18 protein-coding genes and 1 tRNA gene are annotated in these 23,428 nt (G+C 69.6%); 9 read left to right on the top strand and 10 right to left on the bottom strand.

The genetic code is table 11. The annotated features are described in order from the left end of the window. Positions 1-12: 12 nt before the first annotated feature. The 7 genes from tssE (at position 13) to BM144_RS16285 (ending at position 8,040) form a co-directional block, all read left to right on the top strand. Entirely contained in the window at positions 13-534 is a 522-nt protein-coding gene (tssE, locus tag BM144_RS16315; protein WP_092954424.1) for a type VI secretion system baseplate subunit TssE, read from the top strand. Between the two features lie 73 nt (positions 535-607). Beyond that, the gene (gene tssF / locus BM144_RS16310) at positions 608-2,482 is read left to right on the top strand and encodes a type VI secretion system baseplate subunit TssF (RefSeq protein ID WP_092954421.1); all 1,875 of its coding nucleotides are present in this window, start codon (positions 608-610) and stop codon (positions 2,480-2,482) included. Continuing rightward, positions 2,479-3,618 (top strand): type VI secretion system baseplate subunit TssG, encoded by a 1,140-nt coding sequence (gene tssG / locus BM144_RS16305; RefSeq protein ID WP_434802677.1) that lies wholly within the window; start codon positions 2,479-2,481, stop codon positions 3,616-3,618. The genes tssF and tssG overlap by 4 nt, the downstream gene beginning before the upstream one ends. Before the next feature lie 57 nt (positions 3,619-3,675). Continuing rightward, complete coding sequence (gene tssH / locus BM144_RS16300) at positions 3,676-6,396, top strand: type VI secretion system ATPase TssH (RefSeq protein ID WP_092954415.1); 2,721 nt, start codon at positions 3,676-3,678, stop codon at positions 6,394-6,396. A gap of 279 nt (positions 6,397-6,675) precedes the next feature. Further along, a tRNA-Leu gene (locus tag BM144_RS16295) sits at positions 6,676-6,767 on the top strand. 13 nt (positions 6,768-6,780) lie between these two features. Next, positions 6,781-7,416 (top strand): DUF6806 family protein, encoded by a 636-nt coding sequence (locus BM144_RS16290; protein ID WP_092954412.1) that lies wholly within the window; start codon positions 6,781-6,783, stop codon positions 7,414-7,416. Positions 7,417-7,509: 93 nt separating this feature from the next. Next, on the top strand, positions 7,510-8,040 hold the full coding sequence (locus tag BM144_RS16285; protein ID WP_092954409.1) for a M48 family metallopeptidase: 531 nt from the start codon (positions 7,510-7,512) through the stop codon (positions 8,038-8,040). Between the two features lie 82 nt (positions 8,041-8,122). Here the strand turns inward: BM144_RS16285 and murI are convergent, their stop codons facing one another. From murI to BM144_RS16270, 3 genes are all read right to left on the bottom strand, one after another. After that, a complete protein-coding gene (murI, locus tag BM144_RS16280) occupies positions 8,123-9,055 on the bottom strand; it encodes a glutamate racemase (RefSeq protein WP_092954406.1) in 933 nt (310 codons plus the stop codon). A 26-nt stretch (positions 9,056-9,081) separates the two neighbouring features. After that, a complete protein-coding gene (locus BM144_RS16275) occupies positions 9,082-10,635 on the bottom strand; it encodes a fumarate hydratase (RefSeq protein WP_092954403.1) in 1,554 nt (517 codons plus the stop codon). A 124-nt stretch (positions 10,636-10,759) separates the two neighbouring features. Further along, positions 10,760-12,964, bottom strand: coding sequence for a putative bifunctional diguanylate cyclase/phosphodiesterase (locus BM144_RS16270; RefSeq protein WP_434802676.1), 2,205 nt, complete (start codon positions 12,962-12,964; stop codon positions 10,760-10,762). Between the two features lie 226 nt (positions 12,965-13,190). Here BM144_RS16270 and fumC point away from each other — a divergent pair, with 226 nt between their 5' ends. Continuing rightward, on the top strand, positions 13,191-14,576 hold the full coding sequence (fumC, locus tag BM144_RS16265; protein ID WP_092954400.1) for a class II fumarate hydratase: 1,386 nt from the start codon (positions 13,191-13,193) through the stop codon (positions 14,574-14,576). A 137-nt stretch (positions 14,577-14,713) separates the two neighbouring features. On the opposite strand, the gene BM144_RS16260 is transcribed toward fumC, so the two are convergent. The 7 genes from BM144_RS16260 to BM144_RS16230 all read right to left on the bottom strand — a co-directional run bounded on the left by BM144_RS16260 (position 14,714) and on the right by BM144_RS16230 (position 22,354). Further along, a complete protein-coding gene (locus BM144_RS16260; RefSeq protein ID WP_092954397.1) occupies positions 14,714-16,042 on the bottom strand; it encodes a DNA topoisomerase IB in 1,329 nt (442 codons plus the stop codon). Positions 16,043-16,262: 220 nt separating this feature from the next. Beyond that, the gene (locus BM144_RS16255; RefSeq protein ID WP_092954394.1) at positions 16,263-16,973 is read right to left on the bottom strand and encodes a response regulator; all 711 of its coding nucleotides are present in this window, start codon (positions 16,971-16,973) and stop codon (positions 16,263-16,265) included. Next, entirely contained in the window at positions 16,970-18,607 is a 1,638-nt protein-coding gene (locus BM144_RS16250) for an ATP-binding protein (RefSeq protein ID WP_092954391.1), read from the bottom strand. The genes BM144_RS16255 and BM144_RS16250 overlap by 4 nt, the downstream gene beginning before the upstream one ends. 39 nt (positions 18,608-18,646) lie before the next feature. Beyond that, positions 18,647-18,937: a hypothetical protein gene (locus BM144_RS16245; protein ID WP_092954388.1), complete on the bottom strand. Its 291-nt coding sequence runs from the start codon at positions 18,935-18,937 to the stop codon at positions 18,647-18,649. A 154-nt stretch (positions 18,938-19,091) separates the two neighbouring features. After that, the gene (locus tag BM144_RS22850) at positions 19,092-19,985 is read right to left on the bottom strand and encodes a dioxygenase family protein (RefSeq protein WP_139225743.1); all 894 of its coding nucleotides are present in this window, start codon (positions 19,983-19,985) and stop codon (positions 19,092-19,094) included. A 102-nt stretch (positions 19,986-20,087) separates the two neighbouring features. After that, positions 20,088-21,425 carry an aminotransferase class V-fold PLP-dependent enzyme gene (locus BM144_RS16235; protein WP_092954382.1) on the bottom strand — a complete coding sequence of 446 codons (1,338 nt, stop codon included), beginning with the start codon at positions 21,423-21,425 and terminating at the stop codon, positions 20,088-20,090. Further along, positions 21,422-22,354: an amino acid ABC transporter substrate-binding protein gene (locus BM144_RS16230; RefSeq protein ID WP_092954379.1), complete on the bottom strand. Its 933-nt coding sequence runs from the start codon at positions 22,352-22,354 to the stop codon at positions 21,422-21,424. Before BM144_RS16230 ends, BM144_RS16235 begins: the two co-directional genes overlap by 4 nt. Before the next feature lie 151 nt (positions 22,355-22,505). Here BM144_RS16230 and BM144_RS16225 point away from each other — a divergent pair, with 151 nt between their 5' ends. Next, complete coding sequence (locus tag BM144_RS16225) at positions 22,506-23,423, top strand: LysR family transcriptional regulator (RefSeq protein WP_092954629.1); 918 nt, start codon at positions 22,506-22,508, stop codon at positions 23,421-23,423. Positions 23,424-23,428: the final 5 nt, after the last annotated feature.

Raw genomic sequence — 23,428 nt, 5'->3', positions numbered from 1 at the left:
GCCGGGGAGAGTATGGCGACGCAGAGCAAGGAGAGCTATGGGCACGGGAAGGACCGTCTGCAGCCTGCGCTGCTGGACCGCCTGACCGACCATGAGCCGTCAAAGCGCACGGAACGGGCGGATGCGGTTTTCGTGACAGAGCCTCGCCTGCGGCAGGCTCTGCTGCGGGATCTCAACTGGTTGCTCAATGCCTCGGACGCGTCGTCGCACATCGACTTCGAGGGCCTGCCGGCAGCGGAGCGGTCGGTACTCAACTTCGGCATGAAGCCTCTGGCGGGCCAGCTCCTGTCCGAGCTGGATTGGAAGGATGTCGAGGCTGCCATCCGCAAGTCGATCCTGCTGCACGAGCCCCGCATACTGCCTCAGACCCTGACCGTGGCTCTGGCACCCTCCAGCAAGCTGTTCAGCCACCACAATACCTTGCAGTTCGAAATCCGCTGCCAGTTCTGGTCTTCGCCTTATCCCCTGGAACTGCTGCTCAAGACGAGTCTCGATCTGGAAACGGGGCAGGTCTCCGTGTCCGACCAGCGGTAATGGACGCCGCTGTCCGACGCCTTGGGCGGACCTGTGTGATTGCCGCCCTGGCGCGGTCTGGAGCTTTTCCGATATGAATCCGCGGCTGGTCGAGTACTACAACCGGGAACTGAGCTATCTGCGCGAATTGGGCGCGGAATTCGCTGCTGCTTTTCCGAAGGTGGCCGGACGCCTTTCTCTGCGCGAACTGGAGGTGGCCGATCCGTATGTGGAACGGTTGCTGGAAGGCTTCAGCTTCCTGACGGCCCGCATCCAGATGAAGATGGATGCGGAGTTCCCGCGCCTGTCCCAGCGCATCCTGGAAATGGTGTGCCCCCACTATCTCGCGCCCACGCCGTCCATGGTGGTCGTGCAGATGGAGCCCAGCGGCACCGAAGGCAGTCTCCTGGATGGATACACGCTGGAAGCGGGCAGTGTGATCCGTGGCCGCAAGACGGCAGAAGACCAGACGCCCTGCGATTTCCGAACCGGCCACGCGGTCACGCTGTGGCCCATCGATCTGACCCAGGCCCGTCTCGGAGGGCCACCGCTCGACCTGCCGCTCTCGCGCTTCGGCCTGCCGGAAGAAGCGGCGGGGCACCTGCGCTTCACGCTATCGACACGGGGCGCGGCCCAGTGGCAGGGCCTGCGCATGGACCGGCTCGATCTGCATATTTCTGCGGCGGACACCGTGGCGTCGCATTTGCAGGAATTGATCCATGAGTCGGTGATGGGGGTGGTCGTGCACGACGTGCAGGACGCCTCGCGTGTCTGGGCCCAGTTGCCCGCGGAATCGGTGCAGGCCGAAGGCTACGAGCAGTCGCAGGCTTTGCTGCCCTACACCCACCGCAGTTTCCAGGGCCACCGCCTGTTGCACGAGTACTTTGCGTTTCCTGCGCGGTTCCGGTTCTTCTCGATCCGTGGGCTACGCGAGGCGCTTGCGCGCGTCCCCGGAGGGCAGGTCGGCATCACGCTGCTGCTTCGCCGTGCCCAGCCATCGCTGGAGGCGCAGGTGGACCGCAGCAAGTTCCTGCTGCATTGCGTACCGGCGATCAACCTGTTCGAAAGGTCGGCGGACCGCATCCATGTGTCCACCGGGGTCAACGAATACCACGTGGTTCCCGACCGCACCCGGCCGCGCGATTTCGAGATCTACAGCATTCTGGGTGTCACGGGGCACCGTGAGGGGCAACTCAAGGACCAGGACTTCCTGCCGCTGTACGCATCCATCCACGGCATCCGTGCGAGCGAGCAGGCGTACTTCGCCATGCGCCGCGAGCCGCGCCTGTTCTCGGACCACGCCAAGCGTTTCGGCCCGCGCACGCAGTACCTGGGCAGCGAAGTCTTCATTTCGTTGGTCGACCAACGAGAGGCCCCGTTCTCCGACGACCTCAAGCAACTCAGCGTGCGGACGCTTTGCACCAACCGCGACCTGCCCCTGCTCATGGGAGGGCGGGATGGACAGAGCGACTTCACGCTCGTCGAGTCGGCCCCCGTCGAGTCGGTACGGACGGTGGCCGGGCCTACGCGTCCCACCTCCAGCATTGCCGAGAACGAGATCACCTGGCGGCTGATTTCCCATCTGTCCATCAACTACCTCGCGATGAACGACCTCTCGGAAGAGGAAGGCGCGGCGACCCTGCGCGACCTGCTGCGGCTGTACCTCGATCTCGGGGATCGTGATCTCTCCGGGCAGATCGCAGCGATCCGCTCGGTGGGGATCGCTCCGGTCACGCGGCGCCTGCCACAGCACGGGCAGCTCGTCTATGGGCGGGGCGTGGGCGTGAACGTTGGAGTGGACGAGGGCCCGCTCGCAGGCGTGAGCCCATGGCCACTGGTCGCCATCCTGGAGCGCTTCTTCGCCCGCCATGTCGGGATCAACAGCTACACCGAACTGTCGCTGCGCTCGCGGCAGCGCGGCGCCATTGCACGCTGGCGCGTACGGCCCGGCCAAAGGCCCAACACGTGAGCGATCGCCTGCCTGTCGAGCCCGGCGAAATGCCGCCGGTGCAGGAGCCGGGCGCGTCCAGGGATCTGGACGTGGCCCGCTTCTGGCAGCGGTTGCGCCAGAACCCGCACCAGTTCGACCTGTTCTTTGCCTTGCGCATCCTCCAGGCGCGTGGCCGCGGACACCCGCGTTTCGGCAAGGCTCTGCGGCCGCGCGACGAGCCTTTGCGCCTGGGACAGGACCCTTCGCTGGCGTTCGCGCCCGCCACGATCGCGGAGATCCTGCCCGCCAAGGCCGGGCAGCCCGAGCGCATGACGGTATGGAACTTCGGCCTGTACGGGCCGAATGGTCCCATGCCCACGCATCTGACCGAATACGTGCGCGAGCGTCTGCGGCAGTACGACGATCCGACGCTGGCCCGCTTCTCGGACATCTTCCACCACCGGTTGCTGATGCTGTTCTTTCGGGCATGGTCCGATCCGCAGCCGACCACCTCGCTCGACCGTCCGGAACACGATCTCTTCGGCCGGCACATGCGCAGCCTGATCGGCTACGGCGAGCGCACGCATTGCGACCGCGATGCCGTGCCAGAGCATGCAAAGCAGTACTTGGCGGGCCATCTCACCCGCTGGACGCGCAACCCCGAGGGGCTGACCTCGGCCCTTCGGCTGTATTTCCAGGTGCCGGTGGAGTTGATCGAGTTCACGCTGCACTATCTCGTGCTCGACCCGGACCAGCAGACCGCGCTGTCGCGCATACCGCGCAATGCACGGCTCGGCGTGGATACGGTGGTGGGCAGCCGCGTACCGGATGCGCAAGGCAAATTCCGGCTGCGCATCGGGCCGTTGCCCCTGGCGCAGTACGAGCGCTTCCTGCCCGGGGGGGCGGACTTCCAGGCCCTGGTGGACTGGGTGCGCAACTACGTCGGTATCGAGTTCGCCTGGGATTTCGAGTTGGTCCTGCGCCGGGAAGACGTACCTGCCTGCCAGCTCGGCGGGGCCGTGCGTCTGGGCTGGACCACGTGGTCTTTCTCGGGCCCCGCGCAGCACGATCCCGACGATTTCCGGCTCGATGCCGAGCTTTGGCTGGCATCGCGCAAGACCCGCTCGCGGCGCTCGGCTGCGGCCACGGCCACGGTGCCGCCCGCCCATTCCTGAGCCCGTTTTCGTTTTACGTGTCCTTTTCCCGAACCCCGCATTTATCTACGAGGTCCCATGTCTGAAATCAGCCGGCAAGCCCTTTTTGGCAAGCTCAACCCTCTGCTCTTCAAGTCGCTCGAAAGCGCGACCGTGTTCTGCAAGCTGCGCGGCAATCCCTATGTGGAACTGGTGCACTGGATGCATCAGCTGCTGCAGGAGACCGATTCCGACATGGTCCGGCTGCTGCGCCATTTCGACGTCGATGCGGACCGGCTGGCGGCCGATGTGCTGCAAAGCCTCGACCGCCTGCCACGGGGTGCCACCTCGATCAGCGACTTTTCGGCGCAGATCGAGACTTCCATCGAGCGCAGCTGGGTCTATGCCACGCTGATGTACGGCGAGTCGCAGATCCGCAGTGCCTACTGGCTCTCGGGCATGCTGCGCACCCGGGCGCTGGCCAACGAGTTGCGTGCGATTTCCTCCGAGTTCGGCAAGCTCGGCGAGCCGGCGTTGAGCGATGCCTTCGGGCGGTTGCTGCCCGATTCGCCCGAGTCCCGGCTGCGGGCCGCGGACGGTTCCGGCCTGGGCGGTGTGCCCGGCGAAGCCAGCGGCGCAACGTCCGCCGAAGCGGGGCGCGGCGAGGCCCTGCAGCGCTACACGGTGGACCTCACCGAGCGCGCACGGCTGCAGGAACTCGACCCGGTCACCGGCCGCGATGAGGAAGTGCGCCAGATGGTGGACATCCTCATGCGCCGCCGCCAGAACAACCCGATCCTGGTCGGCGAGGCCGGCGTGGGCAAGACGGCCGTGGTGGAGGAGCTGGCATTGCGCATCGCCGCCGGCGATGTGCCGCCGCCCTTGAAGGACGTGCAATTGCGCGTGGTCGACATCGGCCTGCTGCAGGCCGGCGCGAGCATGAAGGGCGAATTCGAAAACCGGCTGCGGGCGCTGCTCGACGAGGTGCAGGCCAGCACGGCGCCGATCGTGCTGTTCATCGACGAGGTGCACACCCTCATCGGCGCCGGCGGCCAGGCCGGCACGGGCGATGCGGCCAACCTGCTGAAGCCCGCGTTGGCGCGTGGCGTGCTGCGCACCATCGGCGCGACGACGTGGGCCGAATACAAGAAATACATCGAGAAGGACCCGGCGCTGACGCGGCGCTTCCAACTGGTGCAAATCCACGAGCCGGACGAGCCCAAGGCCGTCCACATGCTGCGCGGCGTCGCGGCGAAGTTGGAGGCACACCACAAGGTGCGCATCGGCGAGGACGCCGTCTCTGCGGCGGTGACGCTCTCGCACCGGTACATCCCTTCACGCCAGCTGCCCGACAAGGCGGTGAGCCTGCTCGACACCGCGTGCTCGCGCGTGGCGCTGGGCCTGCACGCCACGCCGGCACGGCTCGAGGCCGTGGTCCGCCAGCTCGAAGCGCTGACGGTCGAGAAGGACATCGTGCAGCGCGAACTGAACCTGGGCGTGGGCGACGCTGCCCGCTTCGCCGATATCGGTGCATCGATCGAGCGTTTGAACGCCGAAAAGGCCGATTTGCAGGAGCGTTTCGAGCGCGAGAAGCTGCTGGTGCAGCAGATCGTGGAGGCGGAAGCCGGGCTGCTGAAGCAGCGTCCGGCGACCGATGCGGCGGCGGTGAGCGATACCGACGCGGCGACCGAAGCGGGCGCGTCGGTAGCCCCGGCGGCACCGGAATCCGCTGCGTCCGCCCAGGCGCTGGGCGCCTTGCGTGAAGAGCTGCTGCGCATGCAGGGCGAGGACCCGCTGCTGCAGCCCGTGGTGGACGCCAGCGTGGTGGCCGCGGTGGTGGCGGAATGGACGGGCATTCCTGTCGGGCGCATGGTGCGCGACGAGGTGCAATCCGTGCTCTCGCTGGCGGACACGCTGGAAAAGCGCGTGATCGGTCAGCGCCATGGCCTGGAAGCCATCACGCGCCGCATCCAGACCGCGCGCGCGCAGCTCGACAACCCCGGCAAGCCGATCGGCGTGTTCCTGCTGGCCGGCCCGTCCGGCGTCGGCAAGACGGAAACGGCGCTTTCGCTGGCCGAAGCCCTCTACGGCGGTGAGCAGAACCTCATCACCATCAACATGAGCGAATACCAGGAGGCGCACACGGTCTCCACCCTCAAGGGCGCTCCCCCGGGCTATGTCGGTTATGGCGAGGGGGGTGTCCTGACGGAGGCGGTGCGCCGCCGTCCCTACAGCGTGGTGCTGCTCGATGAGATCGAGAAGGCCCATGCCGATGTGCACGAGCTTTTCTTCCAGGTGTTCGACAAGGGCTGGATGGAAGACGGCGAAGGCCGCTACATCGACTTCAAGAACACCGTGATCATCCTGACCTCCAACGTGGGGTCGGAGCTGATCGCGGGCATGTGCCGCGACCCGGAACTGGTGCCCGGCCCCGAGGCGCTGGCCAAGGCCGTGCGGCAGCCCTTGCTCGACAAGTTCCCTGCGGCGCTGCTGGGCCGGCTCGTGGTGGTGCCTTACTACCCCATCTCGGACGCCATGCTGGAGCAGATCATCCGCCTGCAACTCCAGCGCATCCAGGCGCGCATCGCCGAACGCCATGGCGCGGTGCTCGAGTTCGACGATTCGGCCGTGCAACTCATCCGCCAGCGGTGCACGGAGGTGGAATCCGGCGCGCGCATGGTCGATGGGATCATCACGCAGAACCTGCTGCCGCGGCTGGCCATGCGCTTCCTGCAGACCTCGGTGGAATCGAAGTCCATCCGCCGCATCCAGCTCGGTGCGGCGGACAGCGATTTTGCGATCACCTACGAGGAAGCCTGAAACCGGCCAAGCCGGCACTTGTAAGCCGTTGAATGAAGGATAACGGCTGAATTGGTACATAATCGGCCCTTTCCGCGGCTCGGGCTTCGGCCTTCAAGCCCGGATCGCTGGCCGGGAACACTCGGAATTCCCGCTCCATTCGACAAAGGGAAGCTGCGGCTTCCCTTTTTTATTGCTGTGCAGGCATCGCCTGATGGCTTCCCGGCAGTCCGGGCGGGCATTGCGCGGTCCCCTGTCCGGGGTTACGCTGCGATGCGGAACCCGGGCGGCGCAGCCGGCGCCCCGATGGTGAAATTGGTAGACACTGCGGACTTAAAATCCGCCGCTTCCTGAGAAGGGGCGTGCCGGTTCGATCCCGGCTCGGGGCACCACTACGATTCGATCATGTCAAGTTACAACGCTCCTTTTGAAATCCATGTCCACGGTCAGGTGCAGTTGCTTGCCGACACCACGTTCGAGCAACTGCAGGACGCGCTGAAGCCGCTCTGGAAGTACGCGGGCGCCCGTTCGCTGGCGGATGGCGCTGCCAGCGCCTACGAGGAGGAGCCCGGCATCCAGTTCGATACCAAGGAGCATGCGCTGAACATCTGCTGGACCGTGCACGGCGACGAGGACTTCCGCCAATCCCTCGACGAGATGTGCATGAGCCTCAACGAGCTGTCTGCGCAGGGTGCCGCGATCGAGGTCACCTTCTACGACACCGAATTCGACGAAGATGAAGAAGACGACGGCACCGAGGCGCGCGACGACTTCGTGATGCTCTTCGTCGGCCCCACGCCTGCGGCGATCATGCAGGTCCAGCGCGACCTGCTGGTGCAGGACGTGGTGCACATGATGGAGCGCCACTTCGACGGGGCCGAACTCGGCGGCGTGGTGTCCGAGATCGACAAGCTCTTTTCCCAGCGCTTCGACGCCCTCGTGAACTCCCTCGAAATCGGCAAGCCGCCCCGGGGTGCCGGCGGTCCCGGCGCGGGAGGCCATGGCGGCGGCGGTGGCCGGCGGCCTCGCCACCTCCATTGAACGGGCCGGGCGCTCCTTTCCTTTTCTTTTCTTATCCGCCCGCCGACGCCGCCGCGCTCTGGCGTGGCCGGGCCTCCGGGCGCGCAGCCTTCGATGGCTTTACCGAATTCTCCCCATCCACTGCCGTACCTGCAGGGCTATCCCGAGTCCCTGCTCGCGCAGGTCCGCACGCTCGCCCAGGCGTCCGAGCTGGGCGGCACGCTGTTGCGCCGCTATCCGCAGGCGCATGCCATGCGGGACGACAAATCCCTCTACCGCTACGCGGCCGATCTGAAGGCGCGGCACCTGCGCAATGCGCCTCCGGTGAACAAGGTGGTGTTCGACAGCAAGATCCATGTCATGCGGCACGCGCTGGGGCTGCACACGGCGTCGTCGCGCGTGCAGGGCGGCCGGCTGGCCGCGCGCCACGAGATCCGCGTGGCATCGATGTTCAAGCAGGTTCCCGAAGAGTTCCTGCGCATGATCGTCGTGCATGAATTGGCCCATCTGCGGGAGAAGGACCACGACAAAGCGTTCTACCAGCTCTGCCAGACCATGGAGCCGCGCTACCACCAGTACGAATTCGACACCCGCGTATACCTCACGCACCTGGAGCACGGCGGCGCGCCCCTCTGGCGGGGGTGATCGCGGACTCTGGCCGCCGGGCCGGGCGGGGGGCGGTTGCCGGTGCGCCGCCTCCGGAGCCTGATTGGCGCGGATCGGGAATTCAGGAAGCCGCGGTGGCCGGGGCGGGCACGATGGCAGGTGCGCTCTCCGGGGCTTCTTCCATCGTCGGCAACGGCACCAGCGCACAGGCCTGGGGCGGCAGGTCCAGCCAGCGCCGGGCAGCGGCCTGCAGCAGGGGCAGCTCTCCGGTGGTGAACAGGCGAACGGGATCGGCGAGCGGCGCCCCGTGGGCCGGGGCCAGCGCACCGGCAGCCTCCAGCAGACGGCGGGTCTGCCGCGCCACGGGTTCCCCCGTCTCGACCAGCCGCACCTCCGGGCCGATGCGGGACCGCAGCGCGGCCTCGGCGAAGACATAGTGCGTGCAGCCCAGCACCAGCGTGTCGATGCTGCCGGGTTCGGTGCCGAATCGGCCCAATGCCGCTGTATATCGTTCGCAGAGTGCTCTTATTTCGATAGTGGCAGGATCGGTGTCCCGCGTGTCGGCCGTGCTGCGCTCGATGGCATAGGCCAGGCCATCGCAGGGCTGCGCCACGAACTCCACCGGGCCTTCCAGCGATGCCAGCAGGCGCTGGAACTTCGCGCTGGCCAGTGTGCCGCGCGTGGCGATCACGCCCACACGGCCGGTGCGCGTGAGCGCGACGGCCGGCTTGAGCGCCGGCTCGACGCCCACGAGCGGCAGGTCCGGGTGCTGGCTGCGGACCTCGTGGATCGCGGCCGCGGTGGCGGTATTGCAGGCCACGACCAATGCCTTGATGCCATGCACCTGCCGCAGGTGCCGCGCGATGGTCCGCGTGCGGGCTGCGACATAGCCGTCGCCACGCTCACCGTACGGCGCGTGCGCGCTGTCGGCCAGGTACACGAAGCGTTCGTGGGGCAGGGCGGCGCGCAGGGCCCTCAGCACGCTCAGGCCCCCGACGCCGCTGTCGAAGACGCCGATGGGTGCGGCGAGGCCGGTGTCGGAGGGCTCGAGCATGGCGGGCTGGGAGGCGCGGGCCGCTTTCAGGCGGCCACGAGGTCGATGGACTTGAACTCGCCGGTGGCGATGCGCTGGCTCCATTCGGCCGGGCCGGTGATGTGCTTGCTGGTGCCGCCGGAGTCCACCGCCACGGTGACGGGCATGTCCACCACGTCGAACTCGTAGATGGCCTCCATGCCGAGGTCTTCGAAGCCCACCACCTTGGCGGTCTTGATGGCCTTGGAGACGAGGTACGCCGCGCCGCCCACGGCCATGAGATAGGCCGAGCGGTGCTTCTTGATGGCCTCGATGGCGACCGGGCCGCGCTCGGACTTGCCGATCATGGCGATCAGGCCGGTCTCGGCCAGCATCATGTCGGTGAACTTGTCCATGCGCGTGGCGGTGGTCGGGCCGGCAGGGCCCACGGCTTCGTCCTTGACCGGGTCCACCGGGCCCACGTAGTAGATGACGCGGTTGGCGAAGTCGACCGGCAGCGGCTCGCCCTTGGCCAGCATGTCCTGGATGCGCTTGTGCGCGGCATCGCGGCCCGTGAGCATCTTGCCGTTCAGCAGCAGCGTGTCGCCCGGCTTCCAGGCCGCCACTTCCTCGCGCGTGAGGGTGTCGAGGTTGACGCGGCGGCTCCGGTTGTAGTCGGGCGCCCAGTCGATCCTGGGCCACAGGTCCAGCGAGGGCGCTTCGAGGTACACGGGGCCGGAGCCGTCGAGCACGAAGTGCGCGTGGCGCGTGGCGGCGCAATTGGGGATCATCGCCACCGGCTTGGAGGCCGCGTGCGTGGGGTACATCTTGATCTTGATGTCGAGCACCGTGGTCAGGCCGCCCAACCCCTGGGCACCGATGCCCAGCGCGTTGACCTTCTCGAACAGCTCCAGGCGCAGTTCTTCCACCTGGTCGAGCTTCTCGCCGCGCGCGGCCTTGGCCTGCAGCTCGTACATGTCCAGGTCGTCCATCAGGCTTTCCTTGGCCAGCAGCACGGCTTTTTCTGCCGTACCGCCGATGCCGATGCCCAGCATGCCGGGCGGGCACCAGCCGGCACCCATGGTGGGCACGGTCTTCAGCACCCAGTCCACCAGGTTGTCGCTGGGATTCATCATGACCATCTTGGACTTGTTCTCGCTGCCGCCGCCCTTGGCCGCGACGGTGATGTCCACGGTGTTGCCGGGCACGATCTGCGTGAAGATCACGGCCGGCGTGTTGTCCTTGGTGTTCTTGCGGGCGAACTGCGGGTCGGCCACCACGCTGGCGCGCAGGGTGTTGTCCGGGTGGTTGTAGCCGCGGCGCACGCCTTCGTTGATGGCGTCCTCCAGACCCGCCGGGAAGCCTTCCCAGCGCACGTCCATGCCGATCTTCAGGAACACGTTGACGATGCCGGTGTCCTGGCAGATGGGGCGCTGGCCGGTGGCGCTCATCTTGCTGTTGGTGAGGATCTGGGCCATTGCGTCCTTCGCGGCCGGGCTCTGCTCGCGTTCGTAGGCGCGGGCCAGGTGGGCGATGAAGTCGGCGGGGTGGTAGTAGCTGATGTACTGCAGGGACGCGGCAATGGATTCCACGAGGTCGTGGTACCGGATGGTGGTGGTCATGGTGGGGTGTTTTGTGGGTATGGACTGACGCCCGCGATTATCGCGCCGAGCCCCCGTGCCGACCTGGGCAAGGGTTTGGCGGCCGCGGGCGCCGTGGGGCGGACGCCGCCTTCCGCGCGCGTGCTCAGGCCGGCGTGGCGGCGGACATCTCGGTGAGGGGCCCGACCACCGAGGGGCTGAAATCCGCCGCGCCGTCGGGCTTGTCGCCCAGCGCCCAGGCGAGCAGGGTGGCGGCCGGCATCGGCCGAGCGAAGTAGTAGCCCTGCAGTTCGTCGCAGTGCATCGCGACCAGGATGTCGCGCTGCCCGATGGTCTCCACGCCCTCGGCCACCACGCGCAGGCCCAGCGCATGCGCGAGCCGCACCACCGCGTCCACCACGGCGCGCGCGTCGTCCTGCTCTTCGAGGTCGCGCACGAAGCTGCGGTCGATCTTGAGCTGGCGCGCCGGCAGCCGGCGCAGGTAGTTGAGGCTCGAATACCCGGTGCCGAAGTCGTCGATGGCGAGGTAGACGCCGATGCGGGCCAGCTCCTCGAAGGTGCGCTGCGTGGCGCGCGTATCTTCCATGGCCACCGATTCGGTGATCTCGCACAGCAGGTGCGAGGCCGGCACGCCGTGGCGCTGCAGGGCTTCGCGGATGCGGTCCGCCAGCCCGCTCTCGCGCAACTGGTAGGCCGAGAGGTTGATGGCCACGCGCATGCGCATCCCGTCCCAGCTCCAGGCGGCCATCTGCCGGCAGGCTTCTTCGATCACCCAGTTGCCGAGCTGGGCGATGATGCCGAAGCGCTCGGCCACCGGGATGAAGTCCACCGGGCTCACCATGCCGCGCTCGGGATGCCGCCAGCGCAGCAGGGCCTCCACGCCGTTGATGCGGCCGCGGCGTGCGTCGATCTTGGGCTGGTAGTGCAGCGACAGCTCGCCGCGCGCGATGGCCTGCCGCAGGTCGTGCTGCAGCGCGAGCTGTTCGGTGGCGTCGGAGCCCATGTGCGATTCGAACAGCGCCCAGCCGTTGCCGCCCGCGCGCTTGGCGGCGTACATGGCCGCGTCGGCATTGGCGACGAGCTTGTCGCGTTCGCCGTGGTCCGGGTAGACCACGATGCCGATGGAGCACGCGATCTGCACCGTCTTGCCGGCCACCTCGAACGGCTGGCCCAGGGCATTCAGCAGCCGCTGCGCCACGGCCAGGCAGTCGCTGGGGCCGTTCACGTCTTCGAGCAGCAGCAGGAACTCGTCGCCGCCCACGCGCGCCACGGTGTCGCTCTCGCGGGCCTGCTGGCGCAGGCGCTCGGCGGCGCTGCGCAGGATGGCGTCGCCCGCCGCATGGCCGAACGAGTCATTGATGGGCTTGAAGCCGTCCAGGTCGACGAACATCACCGCCAGGCGCTGGCCGGTGTCGCGGCGGCGTGACCGGTCCAGCCGCAGCAGGGCGTGGAAGAGCCGGTCTTCGAACAGCAGCCGGTTGGGTAGGGCGGTGAGCGGGTCGGCGAAGGCCTGCTTCTGCAGTTGGGCGTTGGCGGCCGTCAGGCGGGCATTGCTTTCCTGCAGCGACGCGTTGAGTTGCTTCGCCGTGGTCTGCAGGCGCGTATCGAGGATGGCGGTGAAGAGCGTGCTGAGCAGCAGCATGCCCGTGGCCATCAGCACCATCGCCGTGAGGCCGTGGCCGCCCAGGCCGTTGGCGCTCAGGCAGACCGAGCCTTCAGGGAAGGAGGCGGCCGCCATGCCCGTGTAGTGCATGCCGCAGATGGCCACGGCCATCACCACCGCCGCGGCGCCCTGGTAGGGCAGCCGGCGGCGCCCCGGCACGCGCAGCAACCACTGGAAGATCACCAGCGCCGTGGCCGATGCCAGCACCGCCACGGCGACCGACAGCGCGACCAGCGCGGGGTTCCAGACGATGTCGATCGACATCACCATGGCCCGCATGCCGATGTAGTGCATGCCGCTGATGCCCGCGCCCATGGCCGATGCGCCCGCCACCAGGTGCCAGACGCGGAAATGCGGCAGGCCCGCCAGCCCCAGCGCCACGGCCGAGGCCGATACCGCCGCCAGCCAGGAGAGCAGCGTGAGCCCGCCGGTGAAGCCGAGCGCCACGGGCAGCTCGAACGCCTGCATGCCCAGGAAGTGCATGGCCCAGATCCCCGTGCCCATCACCAGCGACCCGGCGGTCCACCAGATGGCGCCGATGGAGCGCTGCGAGGCGTGCACCCGCCGGGCCAGGTCCAGCGTGACGTAGCTCGCCAGCAGGGCGATGGCGAAGGAGGCCGCCACCACCCACGGGTCATGGCGCGAGGGCATGAACACGGCGAGGCCGAGGCTGGAATCGGGGGGCATGGTTGGAGGTGGATACGGCCCGGTGGCCGTTCGGGATTCAGTGTATCGATTCGTTACAAACCTTGCCCGTGCCAGGGACACCGCTGCGGCAGCCAGATGAGAATCGTTCCGGTTGGCGTATGCTGCGGACCCTGGCTTTGCCGGCCTGCCTGCGTCGAACGCGCGGGCCGGCGCCGGGGTGCACCCCGCAGCGGGTGCCTTCTTTTCATCCAGCGGAATCCGACAAATGACCACCCGTACCGAGCGCGACACCTTCGGCCCCATCGAAGTCCCAGCCCACCAGTTGTGGGGCGCGCAGACGCAGCGCTCGCTGCAGAACTTCGACATCTCCGGCGAGCAGCAGCCGCGCGAGATCATCAAGGCGCTGGCGCAGGTCAAGCGCGCGTCGGCCCGGGTGAACCATGCACTGGGCCTGCAGGACGAGAAAAAGACCGAGGCCATCGTGGCCGCGGCCGACGAGGTGATCGCCGGCCGGCACCCGACCGAATTCCCGCTGGTCGTATGGCAGACGGGCTCGGGCACCCAGTCCAACATGAACGTGAACGAGGTGCTCGCCAACCGCGCGAGCGAGATCCTCGGCGGCGAGCGCGGCGAAGGCCGGCTCGTGCACCCCAACGACGACGTGAACCGCAGCCAGTCGAGCAACGACGTGTTCCCCACGGCGATGCACGTGGCTGCCGTGGAGGCGCTCACGCACCGCCTGCTGCCGGCCATCGCCAAGCTGCGCGCCACGCTGGAAGCGAAGGCGAAGGCGTTCGACGGCATCGTGAAGATCGGCCGCACCCACCTGCAGGACGCCACGCCCCTCACGCTGGGCCAGGAGATCTCCGGCTGGGTGGCACAGCTCGCGCACGGCGAGAAGCACGTTCAGGGCGCGCTGCCGCACCTCTATGAACTGGCGCTGGGCGGCACGGCCGTGGGCACCGGGCTGAACGCGCCCAAGGGCTACGCCGAGGGGGTGGCGAAGGAGCTGGCGCAGACCACGGGCCTGCCCTTCGTCACATCGCCCAACAAGTTCGAAGCGCTGGCCTCCTGCGATGCGCTGGTGCACGCGCACGGCGCGCTCAAGACGCTGGCGGCCAGCATGATGAAGATCGCCAACGACGTGCGCTGGCTCGCGAGCGGCCCGCGCAGCGGCATCGGCGAGATCTCGATCCCCGAGAACGAGCCGGGCTCTTCGATCATGCCGGGCAAGGTGAATCCCACCCAGAGCGAGGCCGTGACGATGCTGGCCGCGCAGGTCTTCGGCAACGACGTGGCGATCAACTTCGGCGGCGCATCGGGCAACTTCGAGCTGAACGTGTTCCGCCCCATGGTGGCCCACAACTTCCTGCAGAGCGTGCGCCTGCTGGCCGACGGCATGGTGAGCTTCAACGACCACTGCGCCGTGGGCATCGAGCCCAACCGCGAGCGCATCGGCGAACTGGTGGAGCGCTCGCTCATGCTGGTGACGGCGCTCAACACGCACATCGGCTACGACAAGGCCGCATTCATCGCCAAGAAGGCGCACAAGGAAGGCTCGTCGCTGCGCGAGGCGGCCATCGCCTCCGGCCACGTCACCGGCGAGCAGTTCGACCAGTGGGTGGTGCCGGGCAACATGGTCGGCCGCTGAGGACCGGCGCTCCCAGCCGCGCCCACTTGGGTTGAACGCGGCGGGCAGGCCCCGCCCGGGCGTCCGCCTCCGGGGCGATGCGCCGGTGGATGGGCTGGGCAGAAGACTGCGCATCCGGTCCAGGGCGCGCCGTGCCGTCAGCGCGCCGGGGCTGTGGCGGGGCGCGGGGACGTTTTGGCGGCCTTGCTCCGGCCCGTGCCCGTACGGGCGACGGCACGCCGGGAGGCGCGCTGGTGCTCGCGCAGGAAGCCCAGCAGCCGGCGCTCCGCCGCGCTGAGCCCGCGGGGCGACGCCCCGCCGCCGCCGATGCGGTCCCACACGCGCTGCATGCCGGGGCCGGCGTCGGAGGCGAGGCGGGCGCCGAGGTCCAGCACGGCCGGGTGCACGTACGACTTCTTGCACACCGCCGGCGTGTTGCCGAGCTGCTTCGCCACGTCGGTGAGGATCTGCTTGGCGTTGTAGGCGGTCGCGCCCGTCTCGCCCGTACAGGCCAGGCGCGTGAGTTCGAGCGCCTGGGCCGTGCCGTGCCAGGTGCGGAAATCCTTGGCCGTGAAGTGCAGGTCGTCGTCCTGGCCGCCGCGGCCCGCGGGCTTCTGCGTGATCTCGCGCAGGTAGTCGTTCACGTCGCTCGACCCCACGGCGTGGCGCGTGCCGTCCTCGTCCTCGTACTGGAAGAGTTCCTGCCCCGGCAGTTGCTGGCAGCGGCGCACCACGCGCGCCACGCGCGGATCGTCGAGCGTGGCCTGCTGCTCCACGCCGCTCTTGCCGCGAAAGCGCAGCGTGAGCTGGCTGCCGCGCACGCCGGCATGGCGGTTGCGCAGCGTGGTGAGGCCGTAGGAGCGGTTGGCGGCGGCATATTCCTCGTTGCCCACCCGCAGGAAGGTGGTGTCCAGCAGCCGCACGATGGTGGCCAGCACCACGGCGCGCGAGAGCGTGGGCTCGCCGCGGCGTGGCTTCAGGTCGCGCGCCACGCGGGCCCGGATGCGCGGCAGCGCGCGGCCGAAGGCCTGCATGCGCTCGAACTTGGCCTCGTCGCGCTGCTGGCGCCATTCGGGGTGATAGCGGTATTGGCGGCGGCCGCGCGCGTCCAGGCCCGTGGCCTGCAGGTGCCCGTCGGGCAGCGGGCAGATCCAGACCTGCGTGTAGGCCGGCGGAATCGCCAGCTTGCGGATGCGCGCGATCTCGTCCTCATCGGTCACCCACTGGCCGTCGGGCCGGCGGAAGCGGTAGTGCTGGCCCCGCAGTTCGCGCGTCAGGCCGGGCAGTGCGTCGGGGCTCACGTAGCGCAGGCCGCCCGGCAGGCGGGCGGGCGGCGCGGCGGCCGGGCGGGGCGCGGGGGGTAAGGATCCGGCGCTGCGCGCAGGGGCCCTGCGGCGCGCAGCACCGGAGGGGGCGGTGCCGCGGGCGCGGGGGGGCTGCGCGGTGCGTGCGGTGCGGGAAGGTGCGGCGGCGGCAGTGGCTGGCATGGGCGGTGGCGTGCAGTCGATCGGTGTCTGCATGCATCACACCCGGCCCGGCGCGCGGGCGGTGTAGGAACAGGCGGGGCCTGCGGGTCGGAAATCGGCGCCCGTGCAGGGGCGGGCGACTCGTTGAGAGCCCCGGAGGCTCCATGCCGCCGGATTCATTGAATAGTTTGCTATTAAAGATATAGCAAACAGTTTTCCGGGCGCACGCGGCACGGCCCGTTCAGGCGGCCGGCGGGTCGTAGGAGAACCCGACGCCGTAGACGGACCGGATCCATTCGTGCTCGCTGCCGTCGGCGGAGCGCAGTTTGCGGCGCAGGTTCTTGATGTGGCTGTCGATCGCGCGCTCGTTCACGTCCAGCGTGTCGTCGTAGGCCATGTCGAGCAGCTGGGCGCGCGAGAAGATGCGGCCGCTGTGCCGCACCAGTGCCTGCAGCAGGCGGAATTCGCGCGGTGTCAGCGCCACGGGCGTGCCGCGCAGCAGCACCTGCCAGAGCGCTTCGTCCAGCACCAGCGGCCCTTCGGGCACGCCGCCGGCGGTGCCGTCGGCGGCGGCGCTGGCCGTGCTGCGGCGCAGCACGGTGCGCACGCGCGCCACCACCTCGCGCGGGGAGAACGGCTTGCAGATGTAGTCGTCGGCGCCCAGTTCCAGGCCGATGAGGCGGTCCACCTCCTCGACGCGCGCGGTGAGCATGATCACCGGGGTGTCGGTGTGGCGGCGCGCGCGGCGCAGCACTTCGAGCCCGTCGATGCCCGGCAGCATGATGTCCAGCAGGGCGAGGTCGGGCGGCCGGGGGCCGGTGAGGTGCTCCAGCGCGGCGTGGCCGTCCGCGGCGTGCTCGGCCTCGAAGCCGGAGTGGCGCAGGTAGTCGAGCACGATGTCGGCGATGTCGGTTTCGTCCTCGACCACGAGGATGCGGTGGGGATCGGTCATGGGGCGGGGTTCTCCAGCAAGGGCAGGGTCAGAAGGATGCGCAGGCCGCCCAGCGGCGAGGCCTCGGCCACGATGCGGCCGCCGTGCGCCTGCACGATGGCGCGGCAGATCGCCAGGCCCAGGCCCGAGCCGCCGGTGTCGCCCTCGGCGCGCGTGCGCGAGGCCTCGGCGCGGTAGAGGCGGTCGAAGATGCGCGCCAGTTCGTGGGCGGCCACGCCGGGCGCGGTGTCGTCCCACTGCACCACCAGCTGCGCACCGTCGCCCGGAGTGCGCACGGTGCGGGCGGCGATGCACAGGCGCCCGCCGGTGTCGGTGTAGCGCAGGCTGTTTTCCAGCAGGTTCAGGAACACGCGGTGCAATTGGGGCGCGTCGCCGCGCACCACGGGCGGGTGCGGCCCGCCCGCGAGTGGCGCGAGCGCCGTGGTGTCGAGCGCCAGCCCGGCCTTGTCGAAGCGCGCCTGCATCGACAGCACCGCCTCGGCCAGCAACGCGAGCGGGTGCACGGGCACCAGCGCCGAGGGCGTGCCCGCGCCGTCCGCATCGAGGCTGGCGCGCAGGTCGCCCACGAGCTGGATCAGCCGCATCACCTGCCGGTGCAGGCGCAGGGCCGTCCTGTCGTCGAAGGGGCGCACGCCGTCCTGTACGGCCTCGATCTCGGCGCGCATGGCGGCCAGCGGCGTGCGCAGCTCGTGCGCCACGTCGCCGATCCACTGGCGGCGCGAGGCCTCCAGCCCGCCGAGCTGCTCGGCCATGTCGTTGAAGGTGCGCGCGAGCCGGGCGAGTTCGTCGTCGCCCTCCACCGGCACGCGCGTGTCCAGCCGGCCACCGGCCACGCGCCGCGCGCCGTCCACCAGCGCGCCGATGGGGGCCAGCCAGCGCCGCGCCAGCCACCACGACAGCCACAGCGCGAGCGCCAGGCCCACGGCGCCCGTCCACGCGACGAACACCAGTTGCTGGCGCAGGAAGGCGCGGTCGGCCTCAGTGTCCACGCCCGCGGGCGGCGAGAGCACCAGTTGGCCGATGGCCTCGCCCTTGGGGCCGCGCAGCACGCGGTGCGCCGCGCCGGGCTGCGCGCGCGCGCCGGCCACGAGGTTCTGCCCGCCGTCGATCAGGCCCAGGCGCTGCGACAGCGCATGGCCCGCGGGCTCGGGCGGCGGCGGGCGGAAGGTGCGCTCCTGCCCGCCGGAGGGGGGCTGCTGCATGTCGGGGGGCGGTGAGCGGTCGCCGTCCGGGTCGCGGCCGAAGCCGCGGCTGCGATCGGGGTCCCGGTCCGGATCGCCGCCGCGGTACGGGGGCGGCTGCTCCGTGCCGTCGCCCGCACGGCGGGTGACACGGGGGTCCCGCGGGTCGAAGGCATTGCCCGCCAGGCCCGGCGGGGGCATGTCGCCCGGGCGGTGCATCTGGCGCCACAGCCCGGGCTGCGTGCGCAGTGTCTGCCAGCCCCCGTGCAGCACGTAGATGCGCTCCAGCCGCGCCGCGAGCCAGTCCAGGCGGCCCAGCTCGATCTCGGCCACATAGGGCCCCAGGCCGCGCTGCAGCCCCAGGCGCGAGAACCCCACGAAGATCACCAGCAGCACGGCCAGCAGGATGCTGAGTGCGAGGAAGGCTTTGCTCTGGAGGGTGAGGCGGGGCATCGTCGGCGGTGGGGGCGAAAGGCGCTGCGGCGTGTGCGGTCAGCGGGCGGGCGGCGGGCCGCCGGCGCCCGGCGGGCCGCCCGCGGGCATGGCCACGAGGGTGCCGTTCATTGTGCGGCATGTGCCCTGCAGGGACTTGCCGTCGGGCATCGTGAGCGTCACGGTGGCTCCTTCGGTCTTGCCCTGGCAGGCCGTGTAGGCCTCGGGCGGCGGCGCGGGCGGCTGGTGGCCGGCGTGCGAGGGCTGCGCCATCGCGCAGGCCGCGGACAGCAGGGCGGCCACGGCGAGGGCGGCCGAGATGAGGGGCAGGGGAGTGCGTATCAGGGTCATGGTGCGTCGGGTCCGGTTGGGGGATGGAGGTGGTGGGGCGAGGGGGCGTGCGGGCACGCGGGTGGGGAATAAAAAAGAGGGCGGCGGACCGCCCCCGAAGGGGTGAGGTGGATGGGCAGGGGCGCCGGCGAATGCGCCGCGGGGGTGGGGCGCTTCAGGCCGCGATGGAGATCGTGGCCTTCGCGGTGTAGCCGCCGTTGCCGTCGCTGGCCATGGTGGTCATCTGCAGGTCCACGCCGTCGCTGAACACGTTGTCGGTGGCGAAGGTGATGTTGGCCAGGTTGCGCACGCTGGCGCTGTAGCCGCTGTTGGCGGTGTAGATGGCGCGCAGCGTCTCGGTGGGGAAAGCGAGCTGCGTGGTCTTGACCTTGTTGCTGGCGGTGGTGGCCACCGCGAGGCTGGGGTAGATCTCCAGGTGCATGTGCGGCATGCGCCCCGCGTAGCAGCCCGGCACCACGGTGGTGAAGGTGACGGTGCCGCTGGCATCGGTGGACTGCACGCCGCGCAGGTAGTTGGCGGCGATGCTGTTCTCGGTGTAGACGGAGTAGTCGCCCTCCTGCGAGCAGTGCCACAGGTAGACGGCGTAGCCGGCCAGCGCCGCGCAGTTCGAGCGCGTGTTGGTGATCGTGATGGCGATGGTGAGCGGCACGCCGCCGACGTTGCTGGTGGCGCCGATGCTCTTGCGGATGTCGGCGCGCACGATGCCGCTCAGCGCCAGTACGTTGTAGCTGGCATTGCTGGCGTTGGAGCCGTCTGCGGGATAGGGGCCGGCGGTCTCTTCGGGAACGACGGAGCAGGCCTGCGTGCCGGTATCGGTGCCCGTGCCCGTGCCCGTTCCGGTGCCGGTGCCGGTGCCGGTCCCCGTGCCGGTCCCCGTACCGGTCGTATCGGTGGTGGTGGTCGTCGTCCCGTCGGAGCCGCCTCCGCAGCCCAGCAGGCCGGCCAGGCCCAGGCTGCCCAGCGATCCCAGGGTGCCGAGCGCCAGGCGGCGCCGGGTGGTGTCCGTGCTGCCGGCGGCGGCGGTGTCGTGCGTCAAGGTCTGTGCCATGGTTTCCTCCTTCGTTGTGGGAAGGCCCGACTGTGCGGGCCAATCCAGGAGAAAAATGGGCGGTGGCCCGGCCGCCCCGCGCACGCTGCGCGCCGGTGCCGGTCAGCTCGCCGCGGTGGCGGCCTGCGCCGCGTGGGCGCGGGCGATGTCCTGCGTGGCGCGCAGGAAGCGGTCCACTTCGTCCGGGGTCTGGCAGTGCAGCGGCGACACGCGCACCGCGCCTTCGATGCCGAACGATTCGAGCATGCGGCGCGAATAGATGCTGGCCGTGCTGCGCTCGTACACCGTGATGCCGCGCTGCGCGTAGGCGCGGACGGCGTCGGTGCAGTCGAGGTGGTCGAAGCCGATGGCGATGATGAGGTCGCGCCTGGCGAGGTCGTCGTGGTCGAGGAACACGCGCACGCCGTCCTGCGCCCGCAGGCCCGGTGCACCGCCGGCCTCGCCGCCGCCCGCGAGCAGGCGCCACAGCAGCGCACGCTCGTGCAGCGCGATGCAGCCGATGCCCGCCGCGAAGCGCTCGCGCCGCGGGGCATTTGCCGGCGCGGCGCCGCCCTCCGGGTGCGTGCCGAGCCAGCACACGTAGTCCACGATCTCGGTCAGCACCGCGAACTGCCACGGCGAGGCGCTGCCCAGGTCCCAGAACCCTGGCGCCTTGCCCGCGAGCTTGTGGTGCGGCAGCTCGGCCGCGCGCTCCGACAGCCAGGCGAGGCCCGAGCCGCGGCAGCCGAAGAATTTATAGGGCGCGATGGTGATGCCGTCCACCGGCGCGGCCTGCAGGTCGATGAGCCCGTGCGGCGCGTGCTGCACGGCATCCACGAGGATGTAGAGGTCGGGCTTGATGGCGCGCGCGGCGCGCACGATGGCCGGCAGGTCGAGCTTGGCGCCCGAGATGTTGGACGCATGGATCACGTTGAGCACGCAGGTGTCCGCGTCGATCAGCCGCGCGATGGCCTCCACGTCCACGCCGCCCGTGGCCGGGTTGCTGGGCGCCACGCGCAGCTCGCGGCCGGTCTGGCGCGCGTAGCGGTCCATCGCGTCGTAGGCCGAAGGGTGCTCCAGCACCGTGGTCACCATGTTGGTGCCGGGCACGTTCTCGGCCACGGCGCGCACCAGGTCGAACATCGCGCCGGAGGCCGTGAGCGCGGCGTACACGCTGCCGCCCCGGGCATTGAGCAGCATGCGCAGATCGTCCGCACCGCGCGCCTGCACCCCCTGCAACTCGCGCGCGGTGTCGTGGATGCGCTCGGTGTTGTCGGGCACCGCGTCCACCTCGGCGAAGCGCTCCACCGCGGCGCGCAGCCGCAGGGAGCCGCCTGCGTTGTCGAAGTAGATGCGCTCGCGGCCCTGGTGGTCGCGCTCCACGTGCAGGAAGCGTTCGCGTACCGCGGCCATCAATGCGGGGCCGAAGAGGCGGCCGTGCGGGTGAGGGGCCGCGCTCATTGCACGCCCTTGCTGCTGGGGTTGCGGTAGGCCTCGCGCACGGCGTCGGTCATGGGGAAATTCAGGTTCGCCTGGGTGGGCGGGATGGGCTGCGTGAACCAGCGCGCATAGAGCCGCTCCATTTCGCCCGACTGCATCAGCTGCACCACGGTCTGGTCCACCAGCGCCTGGAAGGCGGGGTCGTTCTTGCGCAGCATGATGCCGTAGGGCTCCTGGCGCAGCACCACGTCCTTCAGGATGCGGAAGTCGCCGGGGTTGGGCGAGGTGGCGATCAGGCCCGCGAGCTGCACGTCGTCCAGCACGTAGGCGTCGGCGCGGCCGTTGGCCAGCAGCAGGAAGGCATCGGCCGTGTCTTTGCCCGAGAGTTCCTGCACGTCCACCTTCTCGGTGCGGCGCAGGTTGCGCAGCAGCTGGATCGAGGTGCTGCCCGCCACGGTGGCCACCGTCTTGCCGCCCAGGTCGGCCAGCGACTGGATGCCCGAATCCTTCTTCACGGCCACGGTGATGTTGGTCACGAAATGGCTGGGCGCGAACGCCACCTGCTGCTGGCGCGCGACCGAATTGGTGGTGGTGGCGCAGTCGATGTCCACCGTGCCGTTCTGCATCAGCGGGATGCGGTTGGTGGAGGTGAGCAGCGTGTACTGCACCCGCAGCGCGGGCAGGCCCAGCCTGGCCTTCACCGCATCGACGATCTTCAGGCAGATGTCGTTCGAGAAGCCCACGGGATCGCCGCTGCCCGTGGGTTTGTACGAGAACGGGATGGAGCTGTCGCGGCTGCCGATCACGATCGTGCCGCGCTCCTGGATCTTGCGCAGCGTGTCGATGTCCTGCGCTGCGGCGGTTTGCGCGGCGAGCGCGGCCGCTGCGGCGGCAAATGTGGCGCACAGCGCGGGCAGGAAGGCGCGGCGGGGCAGGCGGCGAAGGGACATGTCAGGTCTCCGAAGGGGTGGATCGGGTGGGGGATGCGCCCATTCTGGAAGTCTACCCAATGAGAAAAAAGCGATTTTTTGTGCTGAAATCGCATGAGAAAAATCGATTGATCGCCTGCCGGTGCAACCGGGGCCTGAAGACGCGGCCATGATGACTTTCAAGCAACTCGAAGCGCTGTACTGGATCGTCCAGCTCGGCGGCTTCGGCCCCGCGGCCCACAAGCTGCACACCACCCAGTCCGCCATTTCCAAGCGCGTGCAGGAGCTGGAGCAGCTCTTCGACACGCCGCTCTTCGACCGCAGCCTGCGCGCCGCGCGCCTGACCGAGAAGGGCGAAGAGATGTTCGTCATCGCGCGCAAGCTGCTGCAGCAGCGCGATGCGGCGGTCGAGCAGTTCGGCAAGCCCGGCGTGATCGAACGGCGCCTGCGCCTGGGCGTGACCGAACTCACCGCCATGACCTGGCTGCCGCGCCTCGTCGCGCTGGTGCGCGCGCACTACCCCAAGGTGATCCTGGAGCCCGATGTCGATGGCAGCCTGCCGCTGCGCGACAAGCTGCTGGCCGACGAGCTGGACCTGGTGATCGTGCCCGACGCTTTCGCCGACACGCGCCTCGCCACCACCGAGATCGGCCGCGTGGGCAGCGCCTGGATGGCGCAGCCGGGGCTGGTGGCCGGTGCGGCGCAGGGCCCCGTGCGGCTGCACGAGCTGGCGCGCCACCGCATGCTGGTGCAGGGCAGCAGCTCCGGCACCGGCCGCATCTACGACGCGTGGATGGCCGAGCGCGGCGTGGAGCCCGCCGATTCGATCGTGGTGAGCAACCTCGTGGCGCTCACGGGGCTCACCGTGTCGGGCCTGGGCGTGGCCTACCTGCCGCGCGAGTGCCTCGCGCCGCTCGTCGCGGCGGGCATGCTGGAAGTGATCGAGGTCGAGCCCGCGCTGCCGCCCGTGCCCTACGTGGCCATGCACAAGGGCGAGCACCGCAGTGCGCTGGTCGCCTCCATCGTCATGCTGGCGCAGGCGTGCTGCGATTTCTCGCGGGCGTTCCAGAAGGACGGGGCCGCGGCCTGAAGGGC

It is taken from the genome of Paracidovorax konjaci, from assembly GCF_900112675.1.
GTDB lineage: Bacteria > Pseudomonadota > Gammaproteobacteria > Burkholderiales > Burkholderiaceae_C > Paracidovorax > Paracidovorax konjaci.
This window is presented reverse-complemented; position numbering and strand designations above follow the sequence as displayed.

Bases quoted from the DNA above. Each gene is read 5' to 3' on its own strand.
- BM144_RS16270 (WP_434802676.1), bottom strand. From the start codon at position 12,964: ATGCCCCCCGATTCCAGCCTCGGCCTCGCCGTGTTCATGCCCTCGCGC.
- BM144_RS16275 (WP_092954403.1), bottom strand. From the start codon at position 10,635: ATGACCACCACCATCCGGTACCACGACCTCGTGGAATCCATTGCCGCG.
- BM144_RS16245 (WP_092954388.1), bottom strand. From the start codon at position 18,937: ATGACCCTGATACGCACTCCCCTGCCCCTCATCTCGGCCGCCCTCGCC.
- BM144_RS16225 (WP_092954629.1), top strand. From the start codon at position 22,506: ATGACTTTCAAGCAACTCGAAGCGCTGTACTGGATCGTCCAGCTCGGC.
- BM144_RS16250 (WP_092954391.1), bottom strand. From the start codon at position 18,607: ATGCCCCGCCTCACCCTCCAGAGCAAAGCCTTCCTCGCACTCAGCATC.
- BM144_RS16255 (WP_092954394.1), bottom strand. From the start codon at position 16,973: ATGACCGATCCCCACCGCATCCTCGTGGTCGAGGACGAAACCGACATC.
- BM144_RS16285 (WP_092954409.1), top strand. From the start codon at position 7,510: ATGGCTTTACCGAATTCTCCCCATCCACTGCCGTACCTGCAGGGCTAT.
- BM144_RS16230 (WP_092954379.1), bottom strand. From the start codon at position 22,354: ATGTCCCTTCGCCGCCTGCCCCGCCGCGCCTTCCTGCCCGCGCTGTGC.
- tssF (WP_092954421.1), top strand. From the start codon at position 608: ATGAATCCGCGGCTGGTCGAGTACTACAACCGGGAACTGAGCTATCTG.
- BM144_RS16260 (WP_092954397.1), bottom strand. From the start codon at position 16,042: ATGCCAGCCACTGCCGCCGCCGCACCTTCCCGCACCGCACGCACCGCG.
- tssH (WP_092954415.1), top strand. From the start codon at position 3,676: ATGTCTGAAATCAGCCGGCAAGCCCTTTTTGGCAAGCTCAACCCTCTG.
- murI (WP_092954406.1), bottom strand. From the start codon at position 9,055: ATGCTCGAGCCCTCCGACACCGGCCTCGCCGCACCCATCGGCGTCTTC.
- BM144_RS22850 (WP_139225743.1), bottom strand. From the start codon at position 19,985: ATGGCACAGACCTTGACGCACGACACCGCCGCCGCCGGCAGCACGGAC.
- BM144_RS16290 (WP_092954412.1), top strand. From the start codon at position 6,781: ATGTCAAGTTACAACGCTCCTTTTGAAATCCATGTCCACGGTCAGGTG.
- tssE (WP_092954424.1), top strand. From the start codon at position 13: ATGGCGACGCAGAGCAAGGAGAGCTATGGGCACGGGAAGGACCGTCTG.
- fumC (WP_092954400.1), top strand. From the start codon at position 13,191: ATGACCACCCGTACCGAGCGCGACACCTTCGGCCCCATCGAAGTCCCA.
- BM144_RS16235 (WP_092954382.1), bottom strand. From the start codon at position 21,425: ATGAGCGCGGCCCCTCACCCGCACGGCCGCCTCTTCGGCCCCGCATTG.